This is a genomic window from Rhizobium sp. UBA1881 (genome assembly GCF_002338015.1).
Lineage (GTDB): Bacteria > Pseudomonadota > Alphaproteobacteria > Rhizobiales > Rhizobiaceae > Rhizobium.
Genome location: NZ_DDHH01000209.1, coordinates 1 through 25,350, shown reverse-complemented (window position 1 = coordinate 25,350; position 25,350 = coordinate 1). Strand labels below are relative to the sequence as shown.

The 25,350-nt window shown below is 62.2% G+C and carries 24 protein-coding genes; 8 read left to right on the top strand and 16 right to left on the bottom strand.

From position 1 onward, the window contains the following. Positions 1 to 200: 200 nt before the first annotated feature. The 4 genes from B3605_RS25360 to B3605_RS25345 form a co-directional block, all read right to left on the bottom strand. On the bottom strand, positions 201 to 1,115 hold the full coding sequence (locus B3605_RS25360; RefSeq protein ID WP_112945556.1) for a DMT family transporter: 915 nt from the start codon (positions 1,113 to 1,115) through the stop codon (positions 201 to 203). Between the two features lie 140 nt (positions 1,116 to 1,255). Next, the gene (locus B3605_RS25355) at positions 1,256 to 2,422 is read right to left on the bottom strand and encodes a PQQ-dependent sugar dehydrogenase (protein ID WP_409457195.1); all 1,167 of its coding nucleotides are present in this window, start codon (positions 2,420 to 2,422) and stop codon (positions 1,256 to 1,258) included. Positions 2,423 to 2,497: 75 nt separating this feature from the next. Continuing rightward, a complete protein-coding gene (locus B3605_RS25350) occupies positions 2,498 to 3,277 on the bottom strand; it encodes a class GN sortase (RefSeq protein ID WP_409457194.1) in 780 nt (259 codons plus the stop codon). Beyond that, on the bottom strand, positions 3,267 to 5,618 hold the full coding sequence (locus tag B3605_RS25345; RefSeq protein WP_112974150.1) for a marine proteobacterial sortase target protein: 2,352 nt from the start codon (positions 5,616 to 5,618) through the stop codon (positions 3,267 to 3,269). Before B3605_RS25345 ends, B3605_RS25350 begins: the two co-directional genes overlap by 11 nt. 339 nt (positions 5,619 to 5,957) lie before the next feature. On the opposite strand from B3605_RS25345, the gene B3605_RS25340 reads away from it, so the two are divergent. Continuing rightward, on the top strand, positions 5,958 to 7,160 hold the full coding sequence (locus B3605_RS25340) for a pyridoxal phosphate-dependent aminotransferase (protein WP_112945558.1): 1,203 nt from the start codon (positions 5,958 to 5,960) through the stop codon (positions 7,158 to 7,160). Positions 7,161 to 7,302: 142 nt separating this feature from the next. Then, positions 7,303 to 8,457 carry a GGDEF domain-containing protein gene (locus B3605_RS25335; protein WP_112945559.1) on the top strand — a complete coding sequence of 385 codons (1,155 nt, stop codon included), beginning with the start codon at positions 7,303 to 7,305 and terminating at the stop codon, positions 8,455 to 8,457. An 86-nt stretch (positions 8,458 to 8,543) separates the two neighbouring features. On the opposite strand, the gene B3605_RS25330 is transcribed toward B3605_RS25335, so the two are convergent. Further along, the gene (locus B3605_RS25330) at positions 8,544 to 9,641 is read right to left on the bottom strand and encodes a calcium:proton antiporter (protein WP_112945560.1); all 1,098 of its coding nucleotides are present in this window, start codon (positions 9,639 to 9,641) and stop codon (positions 8,544 to 8,546) included. Positions 9,642 to 9,876: 235 nt separating this feature from the next. On the opposite strand from B3605_RS25330, the gene B3605_RS25325 reads away from it, so the two are divergent. Next, a complete protein-coding gene (locus B3605_RS25325) occupies positions 9,877 to 10,158 on the top strand; it encodes a DUF2188 domain-containing protein (RefSeq protein WP_018897419.1) in 282 nt (93 codons plus the stop codon). A 28-nt stretch (positions 10,159 to 10,186) separates the two neighbouring features. On the opposite strand, the gene B3605_RS25320 is transcribed toward B3605_RS25325, so the two are convergent. Then, positions 10,187 to 11,098 (bottom strand): LysR family transcriptional regulator, encoded by a 912-nt coding sequence (locus B3605_RS25320; RefSeq protein ID WP_112945561.1) that lies wholly within the window; start codon positions 11,096 to 11,098, stop codon positions 10,187 to 10,189. A 90-nt stretch (positions 11,099 to 11,188) separates the two neighbouring features. On the opposite strand from B3605_RS25320, the gene B3605_RS25315 reads away from it, so the two are divergent. Further along, positions 11,189 to 12,187, top strand: coding sequence for an SDR family NAD(P)-dependent oxidoreductase (locus tag B3605_RS25315; RefSeq protein WP_112945573.1), 999 nt, complete (start codon positions 11,189 to 11,191; stop codon positions 12,185 to 12,187). Here B3605_RS25315 and B3605_RS25310 read toward each other — a convergent pair. The 6 genes from B3605_RS25310 to trxB form a co-directional block, all read right to left on the bottom strand. Beyond that, positions 12,184 to 12,987 carry an aminoglycoside phosphotransferase family protein gene (locus tag B3605_RS25310; RefSeq protein WP_112945562.1) on the bottom strand — a complete coding sequence of 268 codons (804 nt, stop codon included), beginning with the start codon at positions 12,985 to 12,987 and terminating at the stop codon, positions 12,184 to 12,186. The genes B3605_RS25315 and B3605_RS25310 overlap by 4 nt on opposite strands. 113 nt (positions 12,988 to 13,100) lie before the next feature. Further along, positions 13,101 to 14,222, bottom strand: a complete 1,122-nt coding sequence (locus tag B3605_RS25305; RefSeq protein WP_112945563.1) for an alkene reductase — start codon at positions 14,220 to 14,222, stop codon at positions 13,101 to 13,103. Positions 14,223 to 14,268: 46 nt separating this feature from the next. Next, on the bottom strand, positions 14,269 to 15,438 hold the full coding sequence (locus tag B3605_RS25300; protein WP_112945564.1) for an MFS transporter: 1,170 nt from the start codon (positions 15,436 to 15,438) through the stop codon (positions 14,269 to 14,271). Positions 15,439 to 15,440: 2 nt separating this feature from the next. Then, positions 15,441 to 15,734 (bottom strand): ArsR/SmtB family transcription factor, encoded by a 294-nt coding sequence (locus B3605_RS25295; protein WP_047506019.1) that lies wholly within the window; start codon positions 15,732 to 15,734, stop codon positions 15,441 to 15,443. 551 nt (positions 15,735 to 16,285) lie between these two features. Further along, positions 16,286 to 17,182 carry a LysR family transcriptional regulator VtlR gene (locus B3605_RS25290; RefSeq protein WP_018897426.1) on the bottom strand — a complete coding sequence of 299 codons (897 nt, stop codon included), beginning with the start codon at positions 17,180 to 17,182 and terminating at the stop codon, positions 16,286 to 16,288. A 22-nt stretch (positions 17,183 to 17,204) separates the two neighbouring features. Further along, complete coding sequence (gene trxB, locus B3605_RS25285) at positions 17,205 to 18,179, bottom strand: thioredoxin-disulfide reductase (protein WP_112945565.1); 975 nt, start codon at positions 18,177 to 18,179, stop codon at positions 17,205 to 17,207. 229 nt (positions 18,180 to 18,408) lie between these two features. Between trxB and B3605_RS25280 the strand changes: the two genes are divergently transcribed. Then, positions 18,409 to 18,876, top strand: a complete 468-nt coding sequence (locus B3605_RS25280) for an Lrp/AsnC family transcriptional regulator (RefSeq protein WP_018897428.1) — start codon at positions 18,409 to 18,411, stop codon at positions 18,874 to 18,876. A 6-nt stretch (positions 18,877 to 18,882) separates the two neighbouring features. On the opposite strand, the gene B3605_RS25275 is transcribed toward B3605_RS25280, so the two are convergent. Together B3605_RS25275 and greA are read right to left on the bottom strand one after the other, a co-directional pair. Then, a complete protein-coding gene (locus tag B3605_RS25275) occupies positions 18,883 to 19,935 on the bottom strand; it encodes a glycosyltransferase family 4 protein (protein WP_162725028.1) in 1,053 nt (350 codons plus the stop codon). A 29-nt stretch (positions 19,936 to 19,964) separates the two neighbouring features. After that, entirely contained in the window at positions 19,965 to 20,441 is a 477-nt protein-coding gene (greA, locus tag B3605_RS25270) for a transcription elongation factor GreA (RefSeq protein ID WP_112945567.1), read from the bottom strand. A 247-nt stretch (positions 20,442 to 20,688) separates the two neighbouring features. Between greA and B3605_RS25265 the strand changes: the two genes are divergently transcribed. Continuing rightward, positions 20,689 to 21,921, top strand: a complete 1,233-nt coding sequence (locus tag B3605_RS25265) for a putative DNA modification/repair radical SAM protein (RefSeq protein WP_112945568.1) — start codon at positions 20,689 to 20,691, stop codon at positions 21,919 to 21,921. After that, on the top strand, positions 21,921 to 23,375 hold the full coding sequence (locus tag B3605_RS25260) for a UdgX family uracil-DNA binding protein (RefSeq protein WP_296436830.1): 1,455 nt from the start codon (positions 21,921 to 21,923) through the stop codon (positions 23,373 to 23,375). Before B3605_RS25265 ends, B3605_RS25260 begins: the two co-directional genes overlap by 1 nt. A gap of 4 nt (positions 23,376 to 23,379) precedes the next feature. On the opposite strand, the gene B3605_RS25255 is transcribed toward B3605_RS25260, so the two are convergent. Continuing rightward, on the bottom strand, positions 23,380 to 23,991 hold the full coding sequence (locus tag B3605_RS25255) for a hypothetical protein (RefSeq protein ID WP_112945570.1): 612 nt from the start codon (positions 23,989 to 23,991) through the stop codon (positions 23,380 to 23,382). Positions 23,992 to 24,181: 190 nt separating this feature from the next. Here B3605_RS25255 and B3605_RS25250 point away from each other — a divergent pair, with 190 nt between their 5' ends. Continuing rightward, complete coding sequence (locus B3605_RS25250; RefSeq protein ID WP_112945571.1) at positions 24,182 to 24,559, top strand: VOC family protein; 378 nt, start codon at positions 24,182 to 24,184, stop codon at positions 24,557 to 24,559. On the opposite strand, the gene B3605_RS25245 is transcribed toward B3605_RS25250, so the two are convergent. Continuing rightward, the coding region (locus B3605_RS25245; protein WP_296436829.1) for a T6SS phospholipase effector Tle1-like catalytic domain-containing protein at positions 24,543 to 25,350 on the bottom strand (808 nt) is incomplete at its 5' end. The genes B3605_RS25250 and B3605_RS25245 overlap by 17 nt on opposite strands.

The following is a 25,350-nucleotide window of genomic DNA, read 5'->3' as shown; positions in this document are numbered from 1 at the left end:
CAAGCAAAAGTTTTCCGACGCAACGCTGCCTCGCGCGCCAATTCCGGGTGGGTTTTGCGCTCCGACGAAAAAAACCACTCATCAGCCGCCGCTGAATAACGTTTTGTATCGTGAGCAATATATTTTAGGAGCAGATTTTGCCAAAAGTACAACGTGCGCGCGACCTCGCGAACGTTAAACTTTTTTTCATATTTTCGGCTTCAGCCCGGATTTTGGCCGATAAGCAGGCCGTTTTGGCGACGTCGACGCGCTATCTCGGGGACGATTTCAACTAGAAGCATTGCCGCGAACATCAGCGCGCAGCCGACATAGCCGAGAGGGGAGATCTTCTCGCCCAGCACCAGAGCGCCGAGTGCGGCGCCGAACAGCGCTTCGGACGACAGGAAGATGGCCGCTTGCGAGGAGGTGGTATAGCGCTGGCCGATGATCTGCAGCGAGAAGGCGACGCCCGATGAGAAGATGCCGACATAGAGGATTTCGGGTGCCGCGTCCCAGATCGCCACCAGGCTGATGGGCTCGACAATGACAGCCGCGGCCAGCGCCAGGACGGCCGTGACGGCGAATTGCGCCACCGACAGCGTCAAGGCTCGGCCGGTCTCGGAGACGATGATGCCGGCGAGGGTGATCTGCCCGGCGGAGAAGACGGCGCAGAAGATTGTCAGGATATCGCCGCGCGACAGGGCCGACATGTCGCCACCCGACAGCAGATAGATGCCGGTCAAGGCCATCAAGGCGCCCGGCCAGACGATCCAGTGCGGCGCCCGGCGCAGGAAAACCACGGCGATGATCGGCACGATCACGACGTAGAGCCCGGTGAGGAAGCTTGAATTGGTCACCGTCGTCGTCTGGAGGCCGATCTGCTGGGTGATCATGACGCCGAAGAGGGTGAGGCCGATCAGCAGATAGAGCATGGCGTGGCGCCCGCTAGTCTTGACCTTACTCTTGCGCGCCTCGATCAGCGCGAAGGGGAGCACGGCGACGGTAGCGATCGCGAAGCGCAGGCCGACGAACCAGAGCGGACCGATCGTTTCCATCGCCGTCGACTGCGCGACGAAGCCGCCGCCCCAGATGGCGCCAGCCAGCAATAGAACAAGGTTCGCCTGTATGCGCGTCATATCAGCCTCAATCGGGTCAGCCTCAATCTGGGAGGTCGGCCAGACGGGGTTAGCGCTTTGCGGCCGAAAAGGGAGTGGTCGAGATGGGCGACCGTTACCAGTTTCGTTCGACCGCAGCAAGGCGACGTTGGCGGCCTATATCAGCCGTTGTTGGCAGGTGCCCGGGAGACGCGTAGCAGCGCACCATCGTCGTCGTCAGTGACGATCAGAAGCGCGCCATCGGGCGCCACCACGATATCGCGCATGCGGCCATAGGCGCCGTCGAAGATACGCTCCTCAGCCACGAAAGCGCCGCTGTCATCGCGCTGCATGCGCGACAGGAGCTGGAATTTCAGGGCTGCGACCAAGAAGTCGCCATTCCATTCCGGAAACATCTTGCCGCGATAGATGGCGACAGCGCCCGGCGCGATCGAGGGATCCCAATAATAGAGCGGTTGCTCCAGACCCTTCTTGGCGGTGCCTTCGCCGATTTCGGCGCCGGAATAGTCGCGGCCGTAGGTGATGATCGGCCAGCCGTAGTTCTTGCCCGGCTCGATGCCGTTGATCTCGTCGCCGCCGCGCGCGCCGTGCTCGACGGTATAGAGCTTGCCGTCGGCGGCGTCGAAGGTGATGCCCTGCGGGTTCCTGTGGCCCTTCGACCAGATTTCCGGCAGCGCCTTGGCGCCGTCCTTGAAGGGATTGTCATCGGGGATGCTGCCATCGGCATTGATATGGACGATCGAGCCGGCATCGTCCTGCCAATCCTGCGAGCGGTCGCGATCGCCGCGGTCGCCAACGCTGATGAAGAGTGAGCCATCCTTGGCGATGGCGATGCGGGAACCATACTGGATGCCGCCGCTGGTGAACTTGCGCATCTTGAAGATCGACTTGACGTTTTCGAGCGCCGTTCCGTCGGCCGAAAGCGTGGCGCTGAAGGCTTCGGTGCCGGAGCCGCCGTCACCCGGGGTCGCGGCCGTCAGATAGAGTGTCCGCGAGGTCGCGAAATCGGGTGCCAGTTCCACATCCATCAGACCGCCCTGACTTCTGGCGTAGACCTTGGGCACGCCAGATATCGGCGCCAGGAGTTTGCCGTCGCGGATGATCCGCAAACGGCCGGGGCGTTCGGTCACGAGATAGCCGCCATCGGGAAGGACGGCCACCGCCCAAGGGTGCTCTAGCCCCGAGGCGATCGTTTCGACCTGAACCTGGACCTTCTTGGTCTCGACCGTGTCGGCCGCCATCGCGGGAGCGGATTGGGCAAGGATCGCCGCCAGCAACAAGCCAATCCCTGGTGCTTTACCGAGCCGAAGTGTCGAAACTGATCTCATTCCCCATCCCCTAATGCCAACTTACAAATGTCAATTCGCATGAGACTTGGAGGAGGGAGGGCTTCGGTTCAACCCTCAAGGGGTGGAGGATAACGGCATTGTGTTTCGGCCTTGAACGGAACCGGTCGTTTTCGCATCCACAAGCTCAGCCTCGACGATATAGCGCAGCGGCCCGCGTTCGGTGGCGCCGAAGGGCCAGCAGGTTGCCAGCACGAGGTTATGGCCGTGCGCGGCCGCGTCGATGCCGCTGTTGTCCCAGGAGACGACGCGGCCTTCGCCGGCCTTGAAGATCAGGCGCTCGCCGTCGCGGCGCGTCACCTCGATCTCATCGCCCGGTTTGACGTCCTTCAGCCAGCGGAAGTGGGTGTCGCGATGGGCGGCGATGACGGATGTGCCTTCATCTCCCGGCTGCGGCGTGTTGGTAAGCCATGCGGGGCCGAAGGCAAGGGCTTCGCCGGAGGCGCCGGAGAGGACGATCGCCTGCTTGCCGAGGCGCGGGGCGCTGACCTTTGCTTCGGTGGTGAAGTCGGCCCAGGGCCAGGGCTTGGCATCCTCGCCGCGCAACTCGGCCGCGAAGGCGCGCGCGAGCAGGAATTGCGACAGCTGCGCCTTCGCCTTGATGTAGATGCCGTCGCTGATCAGGATCATTCCGTAGAGCGCCAGGATGGCGACGCCTGCAGCGATCACCTTCTCGACCACCGAGAAGCGCGGCCACAGCGCCGACGGCTGCTTGTTGTCAGGCGCGTCGAAGGCGGTTGCCGCTGCCGTCGCCATGGCGAGTTCCAGATAGGTGGGAAGCGGGCCGAAATCATCCGCCGGCCCGGCTCCGCTGGTTCTGCCTGTTCTAATGGCCACGGCGGGTTCCTCCCGCCATGGCGTTGCGGCGTCTCCACGCCATCAGACCGCTTGCGGCCACCAGCGCCAGGATCATCATCGTCACGCCACGAGCGATCTGTTCGTCGGCGCGCGTCGCAGTCTGCGGCAGCTGGATGGAGGCCGAGCGCTGGGCGATCAGGTTGGCGGCCTTGGGGGTCGGGGCGGCAGCCATGCGGGTTGCCGCGAGCTCGGCCACCTGCTGCAGTGGGGCGGCCATGGCGTGGTCGGGGCCGTTGCCTGATGGCGCCTGCGGGGCGGGGGCGGTTTCGCCGTAGACCTTCTCGAAGTCCCATCCTTCAGGCAGGTTGAGCGGAAGCTTGGCGGAGTCCAGCGGCTTGTCTGTTGGCCGCGACGGGGTGACGTCGACGGCGACGAGGCTGGTCATGCGCGAGACGAGGTGATGGGCGAGCGCCACGGTCTCGACATCCTTGTCGAGCGCTGTCGGGTCCTGGCGCTCATAGGCGCGGGCCTCGAGATCGTCGATCTTGCGGCGCGCCCAGAGCTTGGAGATGCCCTGTCCGTCGGCGGCATTGGCGATATCCATCTCGACACGCCAGGGCTGGGCGCCAGTCTTGCCCGTGATCTGCAGCTTGCCTGATGGCTTGGCGTCCGGCAGTTCTGCTGTCAGCACCACGGGTTCGCCGGTGTAGAGGTCGGGCATGGGGTTGGGGGTGATGTCCTCCGCCTTGGCGTCTTCGAACGTCGCCGCGATATCGGTCATCGCGGGGTTCTGCAGCTTTTCGAATAGCTCGGCCATGCGCGTGGCGATCTGGTCGGTGGAGCCGATCTGGGTGAAGGTGCCGCGGCCCATCTCGGCGGCCTTGGTCATGAAGTAGGAGTTGGGCGCCGAGCCGATGCCGACGGTGAAGACGCGGGCGTCGCCGCGGTTCTGGGTGATCTCGGTAAAGAGCTGCTGCTCGTTGCCGATCGCGCCGTCGGTGAGGAACACGACCTGGCGCAGCGCGCCAGCCGCGACCGAGCCCTGGTTGCGCAGCGCATCCTGCAGCGCCGGCAGCATTTCGGTGCCGCCATCGGCATTCAGGCTCCTGACATAGGATATCGCCTTTTCGCGATTGTCGGGGGAGGCGGTGACGAGGCCGTTGAAATAGTCGGTCATCGTGTCGTCGAAGCGGATGACATTGAAGCGATCATCGGCGTTGAGCCTGGAGATGGCGAGCGCCAGGCTCTCCTTCGCCTGCTCGATCGACGGGCCGGACATGGAGCCGGAATTGTCGATGACGAAGACGACCTCGCGTTTGGCGGGGGCTGCATTCGCATCCGGCGTCGCGGGCGGGGTGACGAAGGCAAGCAGATAGGTCTTGCCGTCACGGACTTCGCGAAACAGGCCGGCGCTCGGCGTCTTGCCGGGGGCGGCTTTCCAGGTGAGCTCGAAATCCTTGTCGGCCGGAACCGCTTCGCCCTTCAGCGCGATCATGCGGTTCTGGTCGCCGTCAGTCTTGATGTCGACATCATGGAAGGAGGATTTGACATCGCCGAGCGGGAAGCCGGCCTTCAGCTTTACGGTCAGTGCGACGGGATTGATCTTGGCATTCTCACGCGGACCGAGCACCGGTGCTGCGATCTTCTCGCGGTTTTCGACCGGATCGGACGGGACGGCGAAGCCGGCGCCGTTATTGAATTCGACGGTCTGGACGATCGGCGCCGGATTGTAGCGGGGGGCGACGACCATCGGGAAGCGCAGCGAGAACTCACCGCCGGACTGGTGCACCGTCTGCTGGTATTCGACCTGCACGACGATGGTTTCGCCGGGGCCGATATTGGCGACCTGGTTGGTGAAGATGTTGGGGCGCTGCTGTTCCAGCAGGGCGGTCTTCTTGCCCTCGGCCTTGGCCTGCTCGTAGATTTCGCGAGCTTCCTGGCGCGGCTTGATCTGGCCTTCGATGAAGCGATCGCCGATCTGCATCTTCAGGACGTCGACGGCGGAATTTTCCGGCAGCGGGAAGACGTAGGTGCCCTCGACCCATCCCTTGCTCGGGTTCTGGAAGCGCTGGGTGACCTTGACGCGGGCGATGGGACCGGTGACATCCATCTCGACGTCGGTCTTCAGGCGCGGCGCCTCGACGAAGAAGCCGGGTTCCTTGGCGGGAAAGAGCAGCGAGCCGCTGTTGACGTCGTTCGGCTTGATCAGGCCGGCGAGCTCGCGGGCTTTCGGCTGGCTTTCATCAGCCGCATAGGCGGCCGTCACCAGTCCTGATGTAACCAGAACGGAGGCGGCGAATGCCACGAATGCGATCAACAGGGATATGGAAACGCGGGCGGCGCGCAGCCGCCTGATGGTGACTTCATCTTCCAGAAACATGGCATGCCCTCAGTAACCAATTTCGGAGATGCAAGAATGCGGCTTCGATCTCGGCGGGCTCGCGACCGAATTGCGGCATGCCACGGCATTTGTTGCGGCCAATTCGTGGCGAAGGGCCGATTTGGCGAAGTTTTTGATTTCAGGGCGTAAATCGGGATCGTGCCGACTGGGCGGCTTCGGATTATGCGAATCACGATCCCGATGGCGCGAATGATCACGAAGAATCATCCGATTCATCACCCCTTTGGCCTTGAAAAGCCTGCCTACATTGGACATAGACCGTAGCGCAGAAATCCGGCCCCGGCCGTCTGCTAAAATCAACCGTATAGGACCGATATCATGGCCTTTCTTGCCGATGCTCTTTCCCGTGTGAAGCCTTCCGCCACCATCGCCGTTTCCCAGAAAGCGCGCGAGTTGAAAGCAAAAGGCCGTGACGTGATCGGTCTTGGCGCCGGTGAGCCGGACTTCGATACGCCCGACAATATCAAGCAGGCGGCGATCGACGCGATCAACCGCGGCGAGACGAAGTACACGCCGGTTTCCGGTATCCCTGAACTGCGCAAGGCGATTGCCGCGAAGTTCAAGCGCGAGAACGGCCTGGATTACTCCTGGGAGCAGACGATCGTCGGCACCGGCGGAAAGCAGATTCTTTTCAACGCCTTCATGGCAACGCTGAATGCCGGCGATGAAGTCGTGATCCCGGCCCCTTACTGGGTATCCTACCCGGAGATGGTGGCTCTGTGCGGCGGTACGCCTGTTACCGTCATGACGACGCAGGAAAACAACTTCAAGCTCCAGGCAGCTGATCTCGACAAGGCGATCACGCCGAAGACGAAGTGGTTCATCTTCAACTCGCCGTCCAACCCGTCGGGTGCCGCCTATACGCATGATGAGCTCAAGGCTCTCACCGACGTGCTGCTAAAGCATCCGCATGTCTGGATCCTGACCGACGACATGTACGAGCATCTGACCTATGGCGACTTCAAGTTCGTCACGCCCGTCGAAGTCGAGCCGAAGCTCTATGATCGCACGCTCACCATGAACGGCGTTTCGAAGGCCTACGCGATGACCGGCTGGCGTATCGGCTACGCGGCCGGCCCGATCCAGCTGATCAAGGCGATGGACATGATCCAGGGCCAGCAGACCTCGGGCGCATCGTCGATCGCGCAGTGGGCCGCTGTCGAGGCGCTGAACGGCACGCAGGCGTTCATCCCTGAGAACAAGAAGATCTTCGAAGGCCGCCGCGACCTCGTCGTGTCGATGCTGAACCAGGCCAAGGGCATTTCGTGCCCGAACCCGGAAGGCGCCTTCTACGTCTACCCGTCCTGCGCCGGCCTGATCGGCAAGACGGCCCCGACGGGCAAGGTCATCGAGACGGACGAGGACTTCGTGTCCGAGCTGCTGGAATCGGAAGGTGTTGCCGTGGTTCACGGCTCGGCATTCGGTCTTGGCCCGAACTTCCGCATCTCCTACGCGACTTCGGAAGCGCAGCTCGAAGAAGCCTGCAAGCGCATCCAGCGCTTCTGCGGCGCCTGCAAGTAAGCAGCCTCGCTTTGAACTTCGAAACCCGCCGGCGACGGCGGGTTTTTTGTTGCGGGTGTGTTTTGCTCCCGTCCATTTAAGGATCGCTAATGACTGGCATCTATTGGTGCGCTGTTTTTATAGATTTCATTGCCTCCGGATCATGACGCTTCAATCCTTCCAGCTCGACTTCGCAACGGTTCTCCTGTTGCACCAATGCTCGTTTCTCGTCGGCGCTCTCTGCTTTCTCTATACGCGCTGGCAGTCGAAGCGCGGCGAGGGGCTGGGCACGCTGGCGATCGGCTTCCTGTCGCTGGCGATGTCGTCGACCTTGGCTGGGCTCGGTGAGCGTTCGGTGCTCTCCCATGAAATATGGACGTTCGGCACCTTTGTATTCGGCCTCATCGGCTATTCGGTCTTCTGGGTCGGCATGCGCCAGCTCAGCAGCGGCCGACGGCGGCGGATCGATTGGCTCGTGCTGGTCATTCCAGCGGTGCTGATCGTGACCGCGGTCGTGACGCAATTCTACCTGGTCGACGCGCTTCGCGGCGCGGTCGGGAATTTCGTTTCCTTCCTGTCGCTGGCGGCGGCCACGGCCACCGTGCTGCACGATCGGCGACCGGAACGGCTGCCAGTGCGGATCGTGCTGTCTTGCGTGATCGCGCTGTCGTCGATTCTGGCCTTGCTCATCGTCATTGCCATGCTGACGCCGGCAATCGCTCCGATGACGCCGCGCTGGGCGTTCTTCATCCGCATCATCTGCCATTTCGCCATCGCGCTCTTCGTGATCATCCTCGTGAAGGAGCGCGCCGAGGCGGCGCTGCGGCATGCGGCCGATACGGACATGCTGACCGGCGTCGGCAACCGCCGCTGGTTCACCTCGCGGATGCCGAAGGTCATGCGCGCGGATGATGCGCTGCTGTTGATGGATCTCGACCTGTTCAAGCAGGTCAACGATCGTTTCGGCCACGATACCGGGGATCAGGTGCTCGTGAGCTTCGCCGATGCGATCCGCCGCAACCTCAATGCCAGCGGCAGCTTCGCGCGTCTCGGCGGCGAGGAGTTCGCGGCCTATCTGCCGAAGACCAACGCCCTGGAAGCCATGAAGGCTGCCGAGCGTCTGGTCGATCTGATCGGCAAGCTCGAAGTCGACAGCAACGGTCAGCGGGTGCCGCTCACCGTCAGCATCGGCGTTGCAACGAGCGCGGATGCGGGCCGCTCCTGGAGCGATCTGCTCAAGATGGCCGATGCGGCGCTTTATGCCGCCAAGGATAGCGGGCGCAATCGCGCCGTTCTTTACGAGAAGATCGCTGCGTAATCGGCTTTCTCAGTTTGCAATCCGATTCAGGTTTTCGCCGTAAGGCGTTGATTTCGGATTCTATCTGCCGCTGAGGTACTCCATCGTCACAATCCTAAACTCGCCAGCATCAGAAACGTCGCGAAGAGGATGAAGTGCGTCATTCCCTCGATCGCGTTGGTCTCGCCATCGTTGAGGTTGATGGCGGCGGCGATCAGGGTGATGGTGACCATCACCGTCTGCACCGGCGTCATCGCCATGATGAAGGGCTGGCCGGTGTAAAGCGCGATTGCTTCCATGACCGGGACGGTCAGGATGACGGTCGACAGCGAGGCACCCATGGCGATGTTGACGGTTGCCTGCATGCGGTTCTTCAACGCGGCGCGAAGCGCGGTCAGGATCTCGGGCGCGGCCGATATGGTCGCGACGACGAGGGCGGTGAGGCCGATCGGGGCGCCGGTGCCCTTGAGGCCCGTCGTCATGAAGGCCGACATGAATTCGGCCAGCAGGCCGATGATGACGACGCCGGCCAGGATCGTGGCGATCGAGACCGCCGTCGATCCTTCGTCGCCATGGTCCTCCGATGCGTCCTGTTTGCGCTCGGCGCGAGGGTAGCTGTAGCTGAAGAAATAGCTGTGCTGGCCGACCTGCATGCGCAGGAAAAGCGCGTAGAGCGCGATCATCGCGACGATGGTGAAGGCGGAATAATAGTGCCATTTCTCGTCGGGCACGAATTCCGGGACGATCATCGAGATGCCGATCGCCGTCAGGATCATGACGCCATAGGTCTTGCCGGAGTTGTCGTTATAGGGCTGCTCGCCGTGCTTCAGGCCGCCAAGCAGGGCGGCGAGGCCGAGGATGCCGTTGATATCGAGCATCAGCGCCGAGTAGATCGTGTCGCGCACCAGCGTTGGCGAGCTTTCGCCTGACATCATGATGGCGAGGATGATAACCTCGACGGCAACAGCCGAGAGCGTCAGGATCATCGTGCCATAGGGATCGCCGACCTTGATGGCGAGGATCTCCGCGTGATGGGCCACACGCATCGAGGCGAGCACGATGGTCACGACGAGGGCGGCCGCTGCAATAAGGGCGGCGCCCTGGCCCATCTCCATGATCGCGTGTTCCGACAGAAACGCCGCCACGCCGACCGCAATCGCGATCAGCAGGTACCGTTCGGTTTTCAGGCGTGACACTATCCCCAACGTCGAGCTCCGATCTTGATTCATGTCTCAAGTCTAAGGCGATGATTTCACATATCAAGTCGGCGATTGCGCGGGGCAGGTTTGCAGTCTTGGGCATTTAATGGAATACTGCCTCATCGGTCAGCCGGAAGCATATCGCGGCGCCTCTCGTCTTTTTGCCAGATGGCACCGCGCTAAACAGGATCCGATCCTGTCGGCTCGGTGTGTTGAACCAAGCAAAAGAGGAGTGAAGTGCATGGTCAAGGTGGTCTATGAAGTCGTCCAGCACGATGGCGGCTGGGCCTACCGGCTGGGAAACGTGTATTCCGAGGCCTTCCCGACACATTCCGAAGCGCTTGAGGCGGCCCGTATCGTGGCGGCCGAGCAGCAGGTCGGCGGTGATTCCGCCGAGATCAGCTGGCAGGACGACAAGGGCAAGTGGCACGAGGAATATGCCGAAGGTGGCGACCGTCCGGAGACTGAGGTGGTCGATGGCAACTGGAAGACCCACCAGGCCGCAACGTCGCCGCGCGCCTGACCGATCGCGCTCTTCATGAGGCGTTCCGTCAGTCCCGGCGGCCGAGCGCTCCTTCCCTGATATAATCGAGCAGGCCCGCGACCAGCGCATCGAAGGTGACGCGGTAGCGCGGTGAGGTCCTGATCGCCTCGTGCATCACCACCCAGGTCGTGAGCGGGATTTGAAACGCCTGCGGCAGCACGTGGACAAGATCCTCATCCGACGCCGCCAGTCCTGTCTGGCACATCCCAATTCCCAATCCCGACCGGATCGCCGCCATCTGCGCCAACGTGCTGTCGGCCTTGAAGCCGAAGGTGAGGTCGGCGAAGACAGGGTAGCGTTTCAGCATCGTCCTGACATAGCCGGTGTGCCGGTCGAAGCCGATCAGGCGGTGGTTGCCTAGATCGGCCAGGGTCTCTGGCGTGCCGCGATGGTCGAGATAGCGGCGATGGGCGTGGAAGCCGAGCGGAATGTCGCCGATGCGGCGCACCACCAGCGCGTCCTGTGTCGGCTCGCTCATCCGCACGGCGATATCGGCTTCGCGGCTCAGCAGATCCTCGACCGCGTCGGAGGCGGAGAGCTCGATCTCGAGCTCCGGATATTGCTCCATCAGCGGTGCCAGGATCGAGGGCAGCACCTCGACGCCGATCACCTCGCTGGCGCTGATGCGGACGGGGCCGGCGATGCGGTCGCGATGGCCGGAGGCGGTGCGCAGCAGGGCGGCGGAGGTTGAGGCCAGCGTTTCGGCGTAAGGTCGGAGTTCGAGGGCCGCTTCGGTGGGCATCAGGCCGCTCTGCGAGCGGACGAAGAGCTGGGTGCCGACGATCTCTTCCAAGGCGTCGATATGGCGGCCGATGGTCGGCTGCGTTAGCCCGAGCTCGCGGGCGGCGGCCGATAGCGAGCCGTGGTGGAGCACGGCGAGAAGGGTGCGGTAGAAATCCCAGCTTGGCTCAGTCGTCATTCAAATACGTATAGATGAGATACGAATTTCGTCAATTTCGTTTATCTCTGCGGGAGCGCATCATCTCTTCATCAAAGGATGGAGATGATGATGACACAGCAGATCGCACTTGTACTCGGAGCAACCGGTGGCATTGGCGGCGCGGTTGCCCGCAAGCTTGTTTCGCGCGGCTGGCATGTCCGCGCGCTGAACCGCAATGTGGAAAAGGCGCGCGTCGCCGAGCCCTGTTTGAACTGGGTGAAGGGTGACGCGATGCGTGCGGCCGATGTGATGGCAGCCGCGCAAGGGGCGAGCCTGATCGTGCACGCCGTCAATCCGCCCGGCTATCGCGACTGGGAAAAGCTGGTGCTGCCGATGCTCGACAATACGATCGCTGCCGCCAAGGCGGTCGGCGCAACGATCGTGCTTCCCGGCACGGTCTACAATTTCGGGCCGGACGCGTTTCCTGTTCTGCGTGAGGACAGCCCGCAGCATCCGGTGACGAAAAAGGGTGGCATCCGCGTCGAGATGGAAAAGCGGCTGGAGGCCGCATCGCGTGATGGAGCGCCCGTCATTATCGTGAGGGCTGGCGATTTCTTCGGGCCGGGAGCGGCGAGCAGCTGGTTCTCGCAAGGTATGATCACGCCCGGCAAGCCCATTTCCGCCGTGACCAATCCGGCACGCAATGGCGTGGGGCATCAGTGGGCCTATCTGCCTGACGTGGCGGAAACGATGGTCCAATTGGTCGAGCGGCGCGAGCGGCTGTCTGGTTTCGCCGTCTATCACATGGACGGCTTTTGGGATCGCGATGGGCAGCAGATGGTCGAGGCGATCAGGCGCGCCGTTGGCGGGCGGGTGAAGATGCGGGGATTTCCCTGGTTCGTCGTGCCGCTGGCGGCACCCTTCGTGACCTTCATGCGCGAGTTGAAGGAGATGCGCTATCTCTGGCGCGAGCCGATCCGGATGAGCAATGAGCGGCTGGTGGCGGAACTTGGCTTTGAGCCGCGCACGCCTGTTGATGATGCCGTCAGGATGACCTTGCTGTCGCTCGGCTGCCTTGAAGGTCCGATGGAAGGTGAGGTGGCGGGCGCAGTTGCGCCGCGTGGCTAGCCTTGGCTCAGTTCCGCGAGCGCGATGCGGGCGACCGTCAGCGGGCTTTGCGCTTCCGATGACATGCCGTCGTCGAGAAACCAGGCGGCGGAGAGGCCGCAATAGGCGGCGATCCAGCGCAGCAGGCGCTCGGGCTCGATGTTGGCGGCAGCCGATATGATCGGCAACTGGCGCCGGAGCCGATCGGGATCGGTGACCGTCGAGAGTTCCGGGTTGGCGAAGATGTTGGCGTAGTCGAAGCCGCGCTCGCCAACCAGGCCCTTCGGATCGATCGCCAGCCAGCCGTGCGCTTCGAAATCGAGGACGTTGCCGTGGTGGATATCGCCGTGCAGGGCGGTCTCGTCACGGGGTTCGGCGAGCAGGGCGGTGGCGATGTCGTGGCAATCGGTGAGCACGCCGCCGTATTTGCCGGCGGCCGGTGCGAGATCGCGGAACCATCGGGCAAGGGGAATGAGCGGCGGCTTCGGTGTCTGGCGTGGAGCATGCAGTTTGGCGATGGCGTCGCAGAGGATGCGGCTTGCCTCGTCATCCTCGCCTTCAGCGGTCATGGTGAGGAGCGAGCGGCCACCTTGGGCTCGTTCGAGCACGATCGCATCGGCGTCGTGGCAATAAACCTTCGCCGCACCGTTTCCGTCCCACCAGTGCATCACGGCAGCGCCCGATCGCTCGGCTTCGTCGGCGCTCAGCTTCAGCATGGCCGGCTTGCCGCGCCATAGCACGGGCAGGAGGTTGCTGGAGTGGGTGACGACAGGCTCGCCGTCAGGAGTGAGGTGCCAGCGGTCGAGATAGGGCTTGAACATGGCGGGGATGCTAGCCGGTCGCGGCTGGAAAGGGAAATGACGTGGACCCGGAAGATAGGGGCCAGAAAGAGAAATCCCGCCGGGTGGCGGGATTTCGAGGTTTGCGGTGTTGTTTAAGCGACCTTTTCGAGGACCGGGTAGTCGATGTAGCCCTTCGGGCCGCCGCCGTAGAGGGTGGCCTGGTCGATTTCGTTGAGCGGGGCGTTGGCCTTGAGACGCTCGACGAGATCGGGGTTGGCGATGAAGGGCTTGCCGAAGGCGATCAGGTCGGCCTTGCCGCTTTCGGCGGTGTCGATGGCGAGCTGGCGATCATAGCCGTTGTTGACCATCCAGCTTGCCTTGCCGCCGGCCTTTTCATAGGCGGCGCGCAGGCCGTCATAATCGAAAGGCTTGTCGCCCTGCTGGAAGTTGCGGTCGCCGCCGGTAGCGCCCTCGATCACGTGGATGAAGGCGAGATCGTATTTCGCGAGACCCTCGACGACGTAGTCGAAGAGCGGCTGCGGCGCAGCGTCGGATGCGTCGTTGGCGGGGGTGACCGGCGAGATACGGATGCCGGTGACGCGCGGGCCGATTTCCTTGGTGATCGCATCGACCACTTCGAACAGGAAGCGGGCGCGGTTTTCGATCGAGCCGCCGTATTGGTCGGTGCGGTCGTTGATGTCGGCGCGCAGGAACTGGTCGATCAGGTAGCCGTTGGCGGCGTGGATCTCGACGCCATCGAAGCCGGCGTCGATCGCGGCGCGGGCGGCCTTGCGGTAATCCTCGACGATGCCTGCGATCTCGGCGGTTTCAAGCGCGCGGGGCTCGGAGGTCTCGGCGAAGCTGCCGGTGCCGTCGGCGTTGACGAGGTAGGTCTTCGACTTGGCGGTCTTGTTGCTGGAGGAGACCGGCTTGCCGCCGTTCGGCTGCAGCGTCGTGTGCGAGATACGGCCGACATGCCACATCTGGACGACGATCTTGCCGCCATGGGCGTGCACGGCGTCGGTCACGCGCTTCCAGCCGTCCAGGGCTTCCTTGCTGTAGAGACCGGGGACGTCGGCATAGCCCTGGCCCTGGTGGGTGATCGCGGTCGCTTCGGTGACGATCAGGCCGGCGGAGGCGCGCTGTGTGTAATATTCGACGTTGAGGTCGTTCGGCACGGCGCCCGGCGAGCGGTTGCGGGTCAGCGGGGCCATGACGATACGATTCTTGACAGCGATGTCGCCAACCTGCGTCGGTTCGAAGAGCTTGCTCATGGGAAGTCCTTTCGGTGGTGTTAGTGGTTTGGGGGCGTTGGAAGCATCATTCAGCTGGGGCAGGCATGGCTGCCTTGCCCTTGGCGGAGAGATAGGTAAGCGCCGTGACGACAAGGCCGATCAGCGCCATGAAGGCTGCGACCAGCGGCACGCGGGTCATGTCGAAGCCGAGCTCGATGGCCATGCCGCCAGCCCAGGCGCCGAGCGCGTTGCCGGTGTTGAAGGCGCCGATATTGATCGTCGAGACAAGATTGGGCGCATCCTTGCCGAAGTGCACGACACCGACCTGCAGGGCGGGAACGGCGGCGAAGGTCGCCACGGCCCATATAAAGAGGGTGATTTCGGCGGCGATGAAATAGGGGCTGGTGAAGCCGAAGGCGACCGAGGTGACGGCGATCATCGCGAAGACGCCGGCGAGCGTCGGCCCAAGCTTCCAGTCGGCGAGCTTGCCGCCGAGAAGATTGCCGACGGTGAGGCCGAGGCCGATCAGGAACAGCGTCCAGGTGACGCCCTGCGGCGACAGGCCGGTGACATCACGCAGGAGCGGCGCGATGTAGGTGAAAAGCGCGAACATCGAGGCGGAGAAGAAGACGGTGGTCGACAGCGCCAGCCAGAGGTGGCCGTTCTTCAGGGCGGCGATCTCGCGGAAGATGTTGCCCTGTTCTTCCTGGCGGTCCTTGGGGAGCACGGCGATCAGGCCTGCGATGGTGATGATGCCGAGGACGGTGACGACCGCGAATGTCGAGCGCCAGCCGAATGCCTGGCCGATTGCGGTGCCAAGCGGCACGCCGAGCACGTTTGCGAGCGTCAGGCCGGTGAACATCAGCGCTACGGCGCGGGCGCGGCGATCCGGTGCCACAAGGCTGGCGGCGACGACGGAGCCGATGCCGAAGAAGGCGCCATGGCAGAGCGCGGTGACGACACGTGCGATCATCAGCACCCAGTAGCTCGGCGCCAGCGCGCAGAGCAAATTGCCGGCAATGAAGAAGGCCATGAGCGCGATCAGCGCCGTGCGACGCTTCAGATGCGCGGTGGAGACCGCCATGACGGGCGCGCCGACGGCGACCGCAAGCGCGTAGCCGGTGACAAGCCAGCCGGCTTGCGGGATGGTCACCGCAAGGTCGGTTGCGACTTCGGGCAGCAGGCCCATGATGACGAATTCGGTGGTGCCAATCGCAAAAGCGCTGAGCGCCAGGACGAGGAGGGCGAGGGGCATGGTCAGAGATCCTGTGCCAGTTGCTTGAGGAAAGCAGCGATGGTTTCTTCGTTGCGCTTGTAGAAAATCCACTGGCCGACGCGGCGCGTGGTCACGAGATTGGCGCGGCTGAGCGTGCCCAGGTGAGCGGAGACGGTCGATTGGGAGAGGCCGCAGCGTTCGAATTGGCTGGCGCAGACACCCATCTCGAGGGGGTGCTCCTGCGAAGAGAAATGCTCTTCGGGATTCTTCAGCCAGTTCAGAATCTCCATCCGCTTGGGATGTGATATCGCTTTCAGGATTTCGTCGTTGTCCATCGTCGTTTGCCGAACCATAAATCGTTTCTCATCGATATATGGATCGACAATTTCCGATGTTCAAGACATGCGCGAACGGCGCGTGCGATTTTTTCCGTGGTTAAATTTTAAGCAAAAAAAGAGGGCCACCGAATGAACGGGGCCCTTTAAGGTGTGAAGGTTATTCAACCTCCAGAGGGGAACAGCTAATGCAGCGGCACTGGGAGAGAACCGCCATGTGCATCAACTGAGTGCGATATGATGCTTTGGCGGGCAGATTTCAATGCCGTTTTGCGCATGCCTGCTATGCAATGCAGCATTTTATGCTGCGATGCGAAAAATTAGGGCAAACCAAGGCAAAAAAAGAGGGCCACCGAAAGCTCGGGGCCCTTTATAGGTATGAAGGTCTAAACCTCCAGAGGGGAACAGCTAATGCGGTGGAACTGGGAGGAAAAGCCACCGTGTGCATCAGCTGAGGTTGATATGGTGTTTTAATGTGCAGCCGGCAACCAATTTTTGTGCATGTCAGGCATGCGCCATCTGCACAGCTGCCAATTTCGCCGTAAAATCAGTTAGAAACTCCAGTTTCTGGCCTTGCTGACGATGAAGTCGCGGAAGGCCTTGAGCTTGGCGGCGTTCTTCATTTCGTCGGGATAGCAGAAATAGGTGTCGAAAGACGGCACGTCGGCGTTGATCGGCAGCTGAATCAGGCCCGGGTCGCGGCCGACGATGTAGTCGGGCAGGCAGGCGACGCCCATGCCGAGCAGGCAGGCGCGCTTGATCGAGGTCTGGCTGTTGATCTGCAGGTGCGGAATGCGCTTGTTGTCGGACGAGCGGCCGGCGATTTCGAGCCAGTTCACGTCGAGCAGATAGTTCGGCGCCGGTTCGCCGAAGGTGATGATTCGGTGGTTGTCGAGATCCTCGACCGCCTGCGGCTCGCCATATCGGTTGATATAGGAGGGGGCCGCGTATACGTGCATGTGCACGGTGAACAGTTTGCGCTGGATGAGATCGGATTGCTGCGGCTGGCGCAGGCGGATCGCGCAATCGGCGTAGCGCATGTTCACATCCACTTCCTCGTTGTCGAGGATGAGCTGGATCTGGACATCCGGATAGAGCTGCATGAACTCCTGGATCTTGTCCGTGAGCCAACCCTGGCCGAGACCGACCGTCGTCGTGACGCGCAGCTTGCCCGACGGCGTTTCCGTCGTCTCGGTGAGCTGCATCTTCACGGTTTCGAGCTTCAAGAGCACGTCGTGAGCGGTGCGGTAGAGCAGTTCGCCCTGTTCGGTGAGGATGAGGCCGCGGGCGTGGCGGTGGAACAGCTTGGTGCCGACATCCTGCTCCAGCGCGCTCACCTGACGGCTGATCGCGGATTGGGACAGATGCAGCTTGTCGGCCGCGTGCGTGAACGAACCGGCTTCGGCAGCTGCGTGGAAAATACGCAGCTTGTCCCAGTCCAACGGCATTCCACCACCCCTCATGCCGATATTACTCCGCAGCTACGGCGACGGGCAGCTGGCCCGTGAGATAACGTTCGGCCTCGAGCGCTGCCATGCAGCCCATGCCGGCGGCGGTGATCGCCTGGCGGAAAGTGTCGTCGGTGACATCGCCGGCCGCGTAAATGCCCTCGACCGAAGTCGCGGTCGAATCAGGAGCGGTCCAGAGGTAGCCGTTGTCCTTCAGCTTCAGCTTGCCCTTGAAGAGCTCGGTTGCCGGCGCATGGCCGATCGCCACGAAGACGCCGTCGATCGTGTGGTCGGCAACAGTGCCGGTGCGCGTATCGCGCAGGCGAACGCCGGAGACGGACGGCGGCATCGGCGGCTTGGCCGGCGCGCCGGTGATTTCGGCGATCTCGGTGTTCCAGAGGATCTTGACGTTCTCCTTAGCGAAGATGCGTTCCTGCAGGATCTTTTCCGAGCGGAAACTGTCGCGGCGGTGAACGACCGTCACGGTCTTGGCGATGTTCGAGAGATACAGCGCTTCCTCGACGGCAGAGTTGCCGCCGCCGACCACGATCACGTCCTTGTTGCGATAGAAGAAGCCGTCGCAGGTGGCGCAAGCGGAAACGCCGAAGCCCTGGAAGGTCTGCTCGCTCTCGATGCCGAGCCACTTGGCCTTGGCGCCGGTCGCGATGATCAGCGTGTCGGCGGTCCAGACCTGGCCGCTATCGGTGCGGGCGACGAAGGGGCGCTGGTTCATCTCGACTTCGGTGACGATGTCGTTGACGATCTCGGCGCCGACATGCTTGGCCTGTTGCAGCATCTGGTCCATCAGCCAGGGGCCCTGGATCGGATCGGCGAAGCCCGGATAGTTCTCGACGTCGGTGGTGATCATCAGCTGTCCGCCTTGCTCCATCCCTGCAATCAGGACCGGCTTCAGCATCGCGCGCGCCGCATAGACGGCAGCGGTATAGCCGGCGGGGCCGGAACCGATGATGAGCACCTTGGTGTGGCGGGCGGACATGAGACTTCCTTTCAACTGGCTGGACGCGCTGGATATAAGGCGAATGCGGCCATCACGCGTCCATGCGTTATTTATGAACGACCAATGCTTTTATTCAAGGGCAGCCTTGCGTTACCAACAAGGCATTCGGTGTGGATGTGCAAGATTCCGTCATCCCAGGGAAAGATTCTTGCGTATTGTGCCGCTTTATATAGAAGCTGGATTCACGATTTTAAAGAAAGGCACTCGCTTGGTTCGCGCTGAACTGGACGCCATCGATATCAAGATCTTGCGTGAGCTGCAGGCGGATGGGCGCATGACCAACGTCGAGCTCGCCGACCGGGTCGGCATCTCGGCGCCGCCCTGCCTTCGGCGTGTGCGCAAGCTGGAAGAGTCCGGGGTCATCGAAGGCTACCACGCGATGCTGAACAGCCCGAAGCTGGGCTTCGATCTCGTCGCCTTCTGCATGGTCGGGCTCAAGCATCAGTCGGAAGCCAATCTCAAGGCGTTCGCCGCGGCGACGACGCAGTGGCCGCTGGTGCGGCAGGCCTGGATGGTCTCGGGCGACAGCGACTTCCTGCTGCATTGCGTCGCCGAAAACCTGACGCGGTTCCAGGACTTCGTTATCGAGGTGCTGACCGCCAACGAGCATGTCGACACGGTGCGCACCATGCTGACGATCCGCCAGATCAAGAAGCTCGGATTGACGGAAGTCTGAGTTGTCTCAGCCGAGGCTGTCGTAGACGGCCTTCAGCTTCGTGGCTTCGCCTTCGATGCGGAAGTTTTCCATGACATGCGTCTGGGCATTGGCGGCGAGCCGTGCCAGGCGGCTTTCATCATCCATGAGTACCGAAACGGCCTTTGCCATCGCATCGAGATCGTCGCGGGCAATCAGCAGGCCTGCGCCGTTATCGCCCGTGGTGACGATCTCCGGAAAGGCGCCGACATCGGTTGCGACAACGGGCACGCCCGAGGCCATGGCTTCGAGCGGCGTCAGGCCGAAACCTTCCCAGCGCTGCGGCGCGACGAAGAGATCGAGCGCGCGGTACCAGTCGTTGATGTTGGTGTGCTCGCCGACGAAGAGGATGCGGTCTGAGAGACCGGCGGCCGCGACCTTGGCCTTCAGGCCGTTCTCGAACTCGACATGCTGGGCCGTGGCGCGGCCGGCGACGATGGCGCTCCACTGAGGATGATCGGGGAGAAGCCGCAGCATGGTATCGACGAAAAGGTCCGTGCCCTTCTGGTGGCGGACGCGGCCGAAGCAGCCGGCGATCTTCTTGTCCGGGTCGAGGCCGCATTCGCGCTTGGCCTGCGCCTTATCGGATGGAGGCGAGAAGCGGGCGGTGTCGATGCCGTGCAGGATGACGGTGCTCGGGACTTCCAGATAGTTCGCCGTCTTGCCCGAGGTCGCGATTACGGCATCCATCTTCGAGACGAGAAACTTCGTCCAGCCGCTGTGCTTGCGCTGCGATGCGGAGGTGAAGACGATCTTCAGCTTCATGCGCAGGATGTCGCGCATGATGAGGGCAGGGAGCATCTCGATGTTGCGGCGGGCGTGCCAGACGCGGAAGGGCCGGGTCGAGGGCGCAGTCCACAGCTTCGAGAGATCACGGAAGCGGATATGCGGGATCGATGCCGGCAGACCCGGCCCGAGCGCTGCGATCTTCTGACCGAGCGCTCTCTGGACCGGGATAAGCTGGATGATCGTCGAGGTGACGCCTGACAGGCGCTTCTTGAAGTTCGGCGCTATGATTTCGACGTCAGCGATATCGACGATGTGCGATCGGCCGCGATCCGCCAAGGTCCTCAGCCCCAGGTGATGGCCAGAACTTCGTAAGCCTTGGAGCCGCCGGGCGCGTTGACTTCGATGGAATCGCCGACTTCCTTGCCGATCAGCGCGCGGGCGATTGGGGAGGAAATGGAGATGCGGCCGGCCTTCACGTCGGCTTCCTGGTCGCCAACGATCTGGTAGGTCTTTTCTTCCTCGGTGTCCTCATCGACGAGCTTCACCTTGGCGCCGAACTTGATCGTGCTGCCGGACATCTTGGAGAGGTCGATAACCTCGGCGCGCGCCGTCAGATCTTCGAGCTCGCCGATGCGGCCTTCGTTGTGGCTCTGCGCTTCCTTGGCGGCATGGTACTCGGCGTTTTCCGAGAGGTCGCCGTGTGCGCGAGCCTCGGCAATCGCCTCGATGATTCGCGGGCGTTCTTGCTGCTGACGCCAGCGCAGCTCTTCCTGCAGCTTGACGAAACCACCCTGCGTCATCGGTACCTTATCAACCATTTTCTTGTCCTTCAGTCTTTGTGTCGGCTAGGCAGAGACACAAAAGAAAACAGGTCCCGAAGGGGAACTTCGGAACCATGCAAAAACTCTATCTGCTTCGTTTATAGCAGATTGCCTCCGTCGATTTCCAGAGAATTCGATGAAGCGACTTGCAACCCCTCATGGCTTTTCGCGTCAAACTTGAAAAACATCAATCTATGGCGGCTTTTCTTGACTGTTAGCGATGGAACATATAGTGAACATAGGCATGAAGAAGTCACTCGAAGAGCGGTTGGCCATCCTCTCGGACGCGGCCAAGTATGATGCCTCCTGCGCCTCCAGCGGTACGACCAAACGTGACTCGTCCAAATCGGGCGGGCTTGGTTCGACGGAGGGCGCCGGCATCTGTCACGCCTACGCGCCGGATGGGCGATGCATATCGCTGCTGAAGATCCTGCTCACCAATTTCTGCATCTACGACTGCGCCTATTGCATCAACCGCTCGTCCAGCAATGTGGAGCGGGCGCGGTTCACGCCCGAGGAGGTTATCTGGCTGACGCTGGAGTTTTATCGGCGCAATTATATTGAGGGGCTGTTCCTGTCGTCTGGCATCATCCGCTCCTCCGACCACACGATGGAAGAGATGGTGCGGATCGTACGGGAGTTGCGCACCACGCATAATTTCCGGGGCTACATTCATCTGAAATCCATTCCCGAGGCGTCGCCGCATCTGATCGAGGAGGCGGGGCTTTATGCCGATCGTCTGTCGCTCAACATCGAGCTGCCGACCGATCGCGGCATCGCGCAGCTGGCGCCGGAGAAGAAGCCCGCCAGCATCCGCCGCTCGATGGGTGATCTCCGATTGAAGATCGAGGCGGCGTCTGAGCCGACGCTGCAGACCAAGCGGCGCAAGCGCTTCGTGCCGGGCGGGCAGAGCACGCAGATGATCGTCGGGGCCGATGGCGCCAATGACGCGACCATTCTCGGGACCAGCGCGCAGCTTTACGGAAGCTACGGGCTGCGGCGCGTCTATTACTCGGCTTTCAGCCCCATTCCCGACTCGTCGAAGAACCTGCCGCTGATCAAGCCGCCATTGATGCGCGAGCACCGGCTCTATCAGGCCGACTGGCTCTATCGCTTCTATGGCTTCGGGATCGACGAGATCACGTCCTCGCAGGAGGGCGGGATGCTCGACCTCAATCTCGATCCGAAACTTGCCTGGGCGCTTGGCAATCGCAACGACTTCCCCGTCGATATCAACAAGGCGCCGCGCGAGACGCTGCTGAGGGTGCCGGGACTGGGGACGAAGACGGTGAAATCGATCCTATCGGCGCGCCGTTTTAGACGACTTAGGATCGAGGACCTGACGCGGCTTGGTGTGTCGATCAAGAAGGTGCAGGCGTTCATCTCGGCGGAGGGTTGGTCGCCACGCCGGCTGATCGACCGGCCGGATTTGAGGGCGATGTTCGAGCCGAAGCCGGAACAACTGTCGTTGCTGTGATGATTACCGTGTTGCTGGAGGGCCGGGGGGAGTTGGCCGAGTGGCGGGACGCGGCGCGGCGACTGGCTGCCTCGGGTGTTGCGCCCGAGGAGATCGAGTGGCGGGAGCGGTATCGCGAGACGGATCTGTTTGCCGCGCCTGAAGTGTCGAAACTGCCGGCGCTCGATGCTTCCAAGCCGCTGACGGTACCGCCCTCCTTTATCGGGCTTGCGGAAGCGGTGATCTGCCATAGCGATCCGATGCGGTTTTATCTGCTCTACCGGCTACTCTGGCGGCTGCAAAGTGATCGGTCTTTGCTCGACGTCGCCTCGGACGAGGACGTGGCGCGGGCGCGGGCGATGGACAAGAGCGTTCGCCGCGACGCGCACAAGATGACGGCCTTCGTGCGCTTCAAGGAGGTGGGATCGGGGATTTCGCTCAACGGGCGGCGGAAGTTTCTCGCCTGGTTCGAGCCGGATCACCACATCGTCGCGCGCAAGGCGCCGTTCTTCCAGAAGCGCTTCAACGACATGGATTGGGTGATCGCGACGCCCAAGGGGTCGGCTGCCTGGGACGGCGAGAAGCTGACCGTCAGCCATGACCCCTGCGAGAAGCCCGATCTCACCGATCCGGCCGACCAGCTGTGGCGGACCTATTATGCCAACATCTTCAATCCGGCGCGCCTGAAGGTGAAGGCGATGCAGGCGGAGATGCCGAAGAAATACTGGAAGAACCTGCCCGAGGCCGATCTCATTCCCGGCATGATCGCCGATGCGGAAAGCAAGGTTCTTGATATGGCGAAACGCCGGGCGAGCGAGCCACTGCCGTTTCACGACCGGCTGCAGGAAGCGGCGCGGCGGGTGCCAGCAGCACCTCGGGCGCCCGTGGGCACGTTGGCAGCGCTGCGTGAGGAGGCGGCCCGCTGCACGCGCTGTCCGCTGCATGAGAAGGCGACGCAGACGGTGTTCGGCGAGGGGCCTGAAAATGCGAACGTGATGTTCGTCGGCGAGCAGCCGGGGGATCAAGAGGATCTCGCCGGGCGGCCGTTCGTCGGGCCTGCGGGCAAGGTGTTCGATCAGGTGGCCGGCGAGGCGGGGATCGACCGACAGTCGGTCTATGTCACCAATGCGGTGAAGCACTTCAAATACGAGCCGCGCGGCAAGCGCCGCATTCACCAGCGCCCGAACATGGGCGAGGTCACCCATTGCCGCTGGTGGCTCAATCTGGAGATCGAGCTCATCAAGCCGAAGCTGATCGTCGCCATGGGCGCCACCGCGCTTACGGCGCTGACGGATACGAAGCACAAACTCTCCGATATCCGGGGGCAGCCGATCAGGATGGGCAAGGAGCGAACACTGTTCGTCACCGTCCACCCGTCCTATCTGCTGCGCATCCCCGACGAGCGGCTGAAGGCGGAGGAGATGGCGCTGTTTCGGGCGGATATGGTGCGGGTGCGCGAGCTGATGGCCGCATAACGCACTATTTTAGCCATTGATCGGTAATGTTGGGCGAGATGTTTTGGAGCTTGCTGTTTAGCTCTTTCAACTTTGATTGACTGGAATTTACTGAGTTACTTACTCCGCCAATATCGCTATCGAATTTCTTGAGATCACTCTCTATGGAGTTCCAGTCGAATGTTGGCGGCGACGTTACACCGCCATCTTTGCAAAGTTCCGGAGAGGCCGCGCAAAATATGGCATTTCCACTTGCTTTTGGCGAAGCGGGCCCCGTTGCGGCCGAAGACGCTGCCTGGGCGGCTATAATTCTGTCGACCTGAGTTCTTAACGTAACAAGAGCCTCTTTCAAGCCGTTGATTGCGTTTCGATTTTTGTCCGATGCGCCGGACGCCAGAGCTAGAGCTCCTGCGATTGTTTCGATTTTTCCTTCTTCTTTCCCCCAGGAAATATTCGCGAAGACCGCGGAACCGCATAGTGCTGTTCCGAATGCCACTACGCCAAGAAGGGCAGCCGTTGTCTGGTTGCGGAGAACGGCAATGCAGCACGCGATCAGGATTACGGCGCCAATAATGATTGGTGTCAGGCCGATGAGATATGAGTAATTGGCGGCTAGCCACGATCCGCTAGTGTTCATCTTAGTTCCCCCAGTCCAGATTTCATTACGCAATGCTATTGCAATCTATTGGTGTTGGTCAATTCATCCTCTCGGATAGGGCGCTGGGGTGTCGCGCTGGCAAGTCCTGACCTACCTCGCCTTGCGAATTGCCATGGCGCTTCGGCGCGAATGTTGTAGCGTTGCCGGCAAAGCAATCTGGAGACCGTTTATGTTCGATCATGTGTCGATTGGTGTGAAGAGCCTTGAGAAGTCGCAGGCGTTCTATGATGCCGCGCTGGCGCCGCTCGGCTATGAGCGGCTGACGAACTTCGGCAATGTCAGCGGCTATGGCGCCGATCGAGTGGGGCTGTGGGTTGGCGAGGTGGCGCGGCCGGTGGCGCCCGATATGGAGTCTGGCCTGCATTTCTGCTTCGTGGCGCCGAGCGAGGAGTCCGTCGATGCATTTTACGCGGCCGGGATTGCCAATGGCGGAACTGACAATGGTGCGCCGGGCGTGCGGCCGGATTACAGCCAGTTCTACTATGCCGCCTTCGTCATCGATCCCGACGGTTACCGGCTCGAGGCGTATTTCAAGCGGCCGGAGTGATCGGAACGACCTCCGAATCTTCTGATGGTGGCGGGCCGTCGTTGCTCCAGGGCTCCGTCTCGAAGCGTAGCGGCAGGTTCGGGGGCGCGTAGGGCGGCGCTGTCGTCGAGGACAACCGGTCGATCACGGATTGGTGCAGCGAGGCGCCATCGGGGATGAAGCGGCGGTCGGCCAGCGGCAGGTAGATGCGCGTCGTGTCGCCGCGCTTGCGCCAGGAGGTGATTGGCACACGCCTCGGCACATATTCGAGCAGTCTCCATGCCCAGTTCATGGAGTCGTGCAGCGGTGCCGTTGGGGCCGGCCGGACATAGCTCTTCGTCGGGTTGTCGCCATGGACGAGTTCGTTGACCGCGTCGTTATTGTAGGTGAGGCCGGTGCTTCGGGTCTCGGCGATCATCCAGGCGAGCGGTATCTTGATCGCGGCGCTCTCTGCTTCCGGATAGCCGCCGCCGATATCGCCGTGGACGCCTGAGAACCATACTTCCTTCACGTTCTGCGGGGGCGGGGCCGGGGGCTTGAAGGGGCCGCCCCAATAGTCCTGTCCCTGCCGCCAGGGAAGCGGATTGAACATGGTTCGCCGCTCGTCGATGGCGAGCGCCTGGCGCACCACTTCGACGCTCGGATTGCGATCGGTGAAGGGAAGCGTCAAGAGTTGCGGGCGCCATTTGCCCCAGACGATGACCGAGGACACGGTGTCGAAGAGGCCGAGCAGCTTGATCGGCGGGCGGTCGGTCTTCAGCGTGCGCTCGTAGAGGCGCATGGTCTTGAAGGCCGAGGGCGCGTCCCAATCG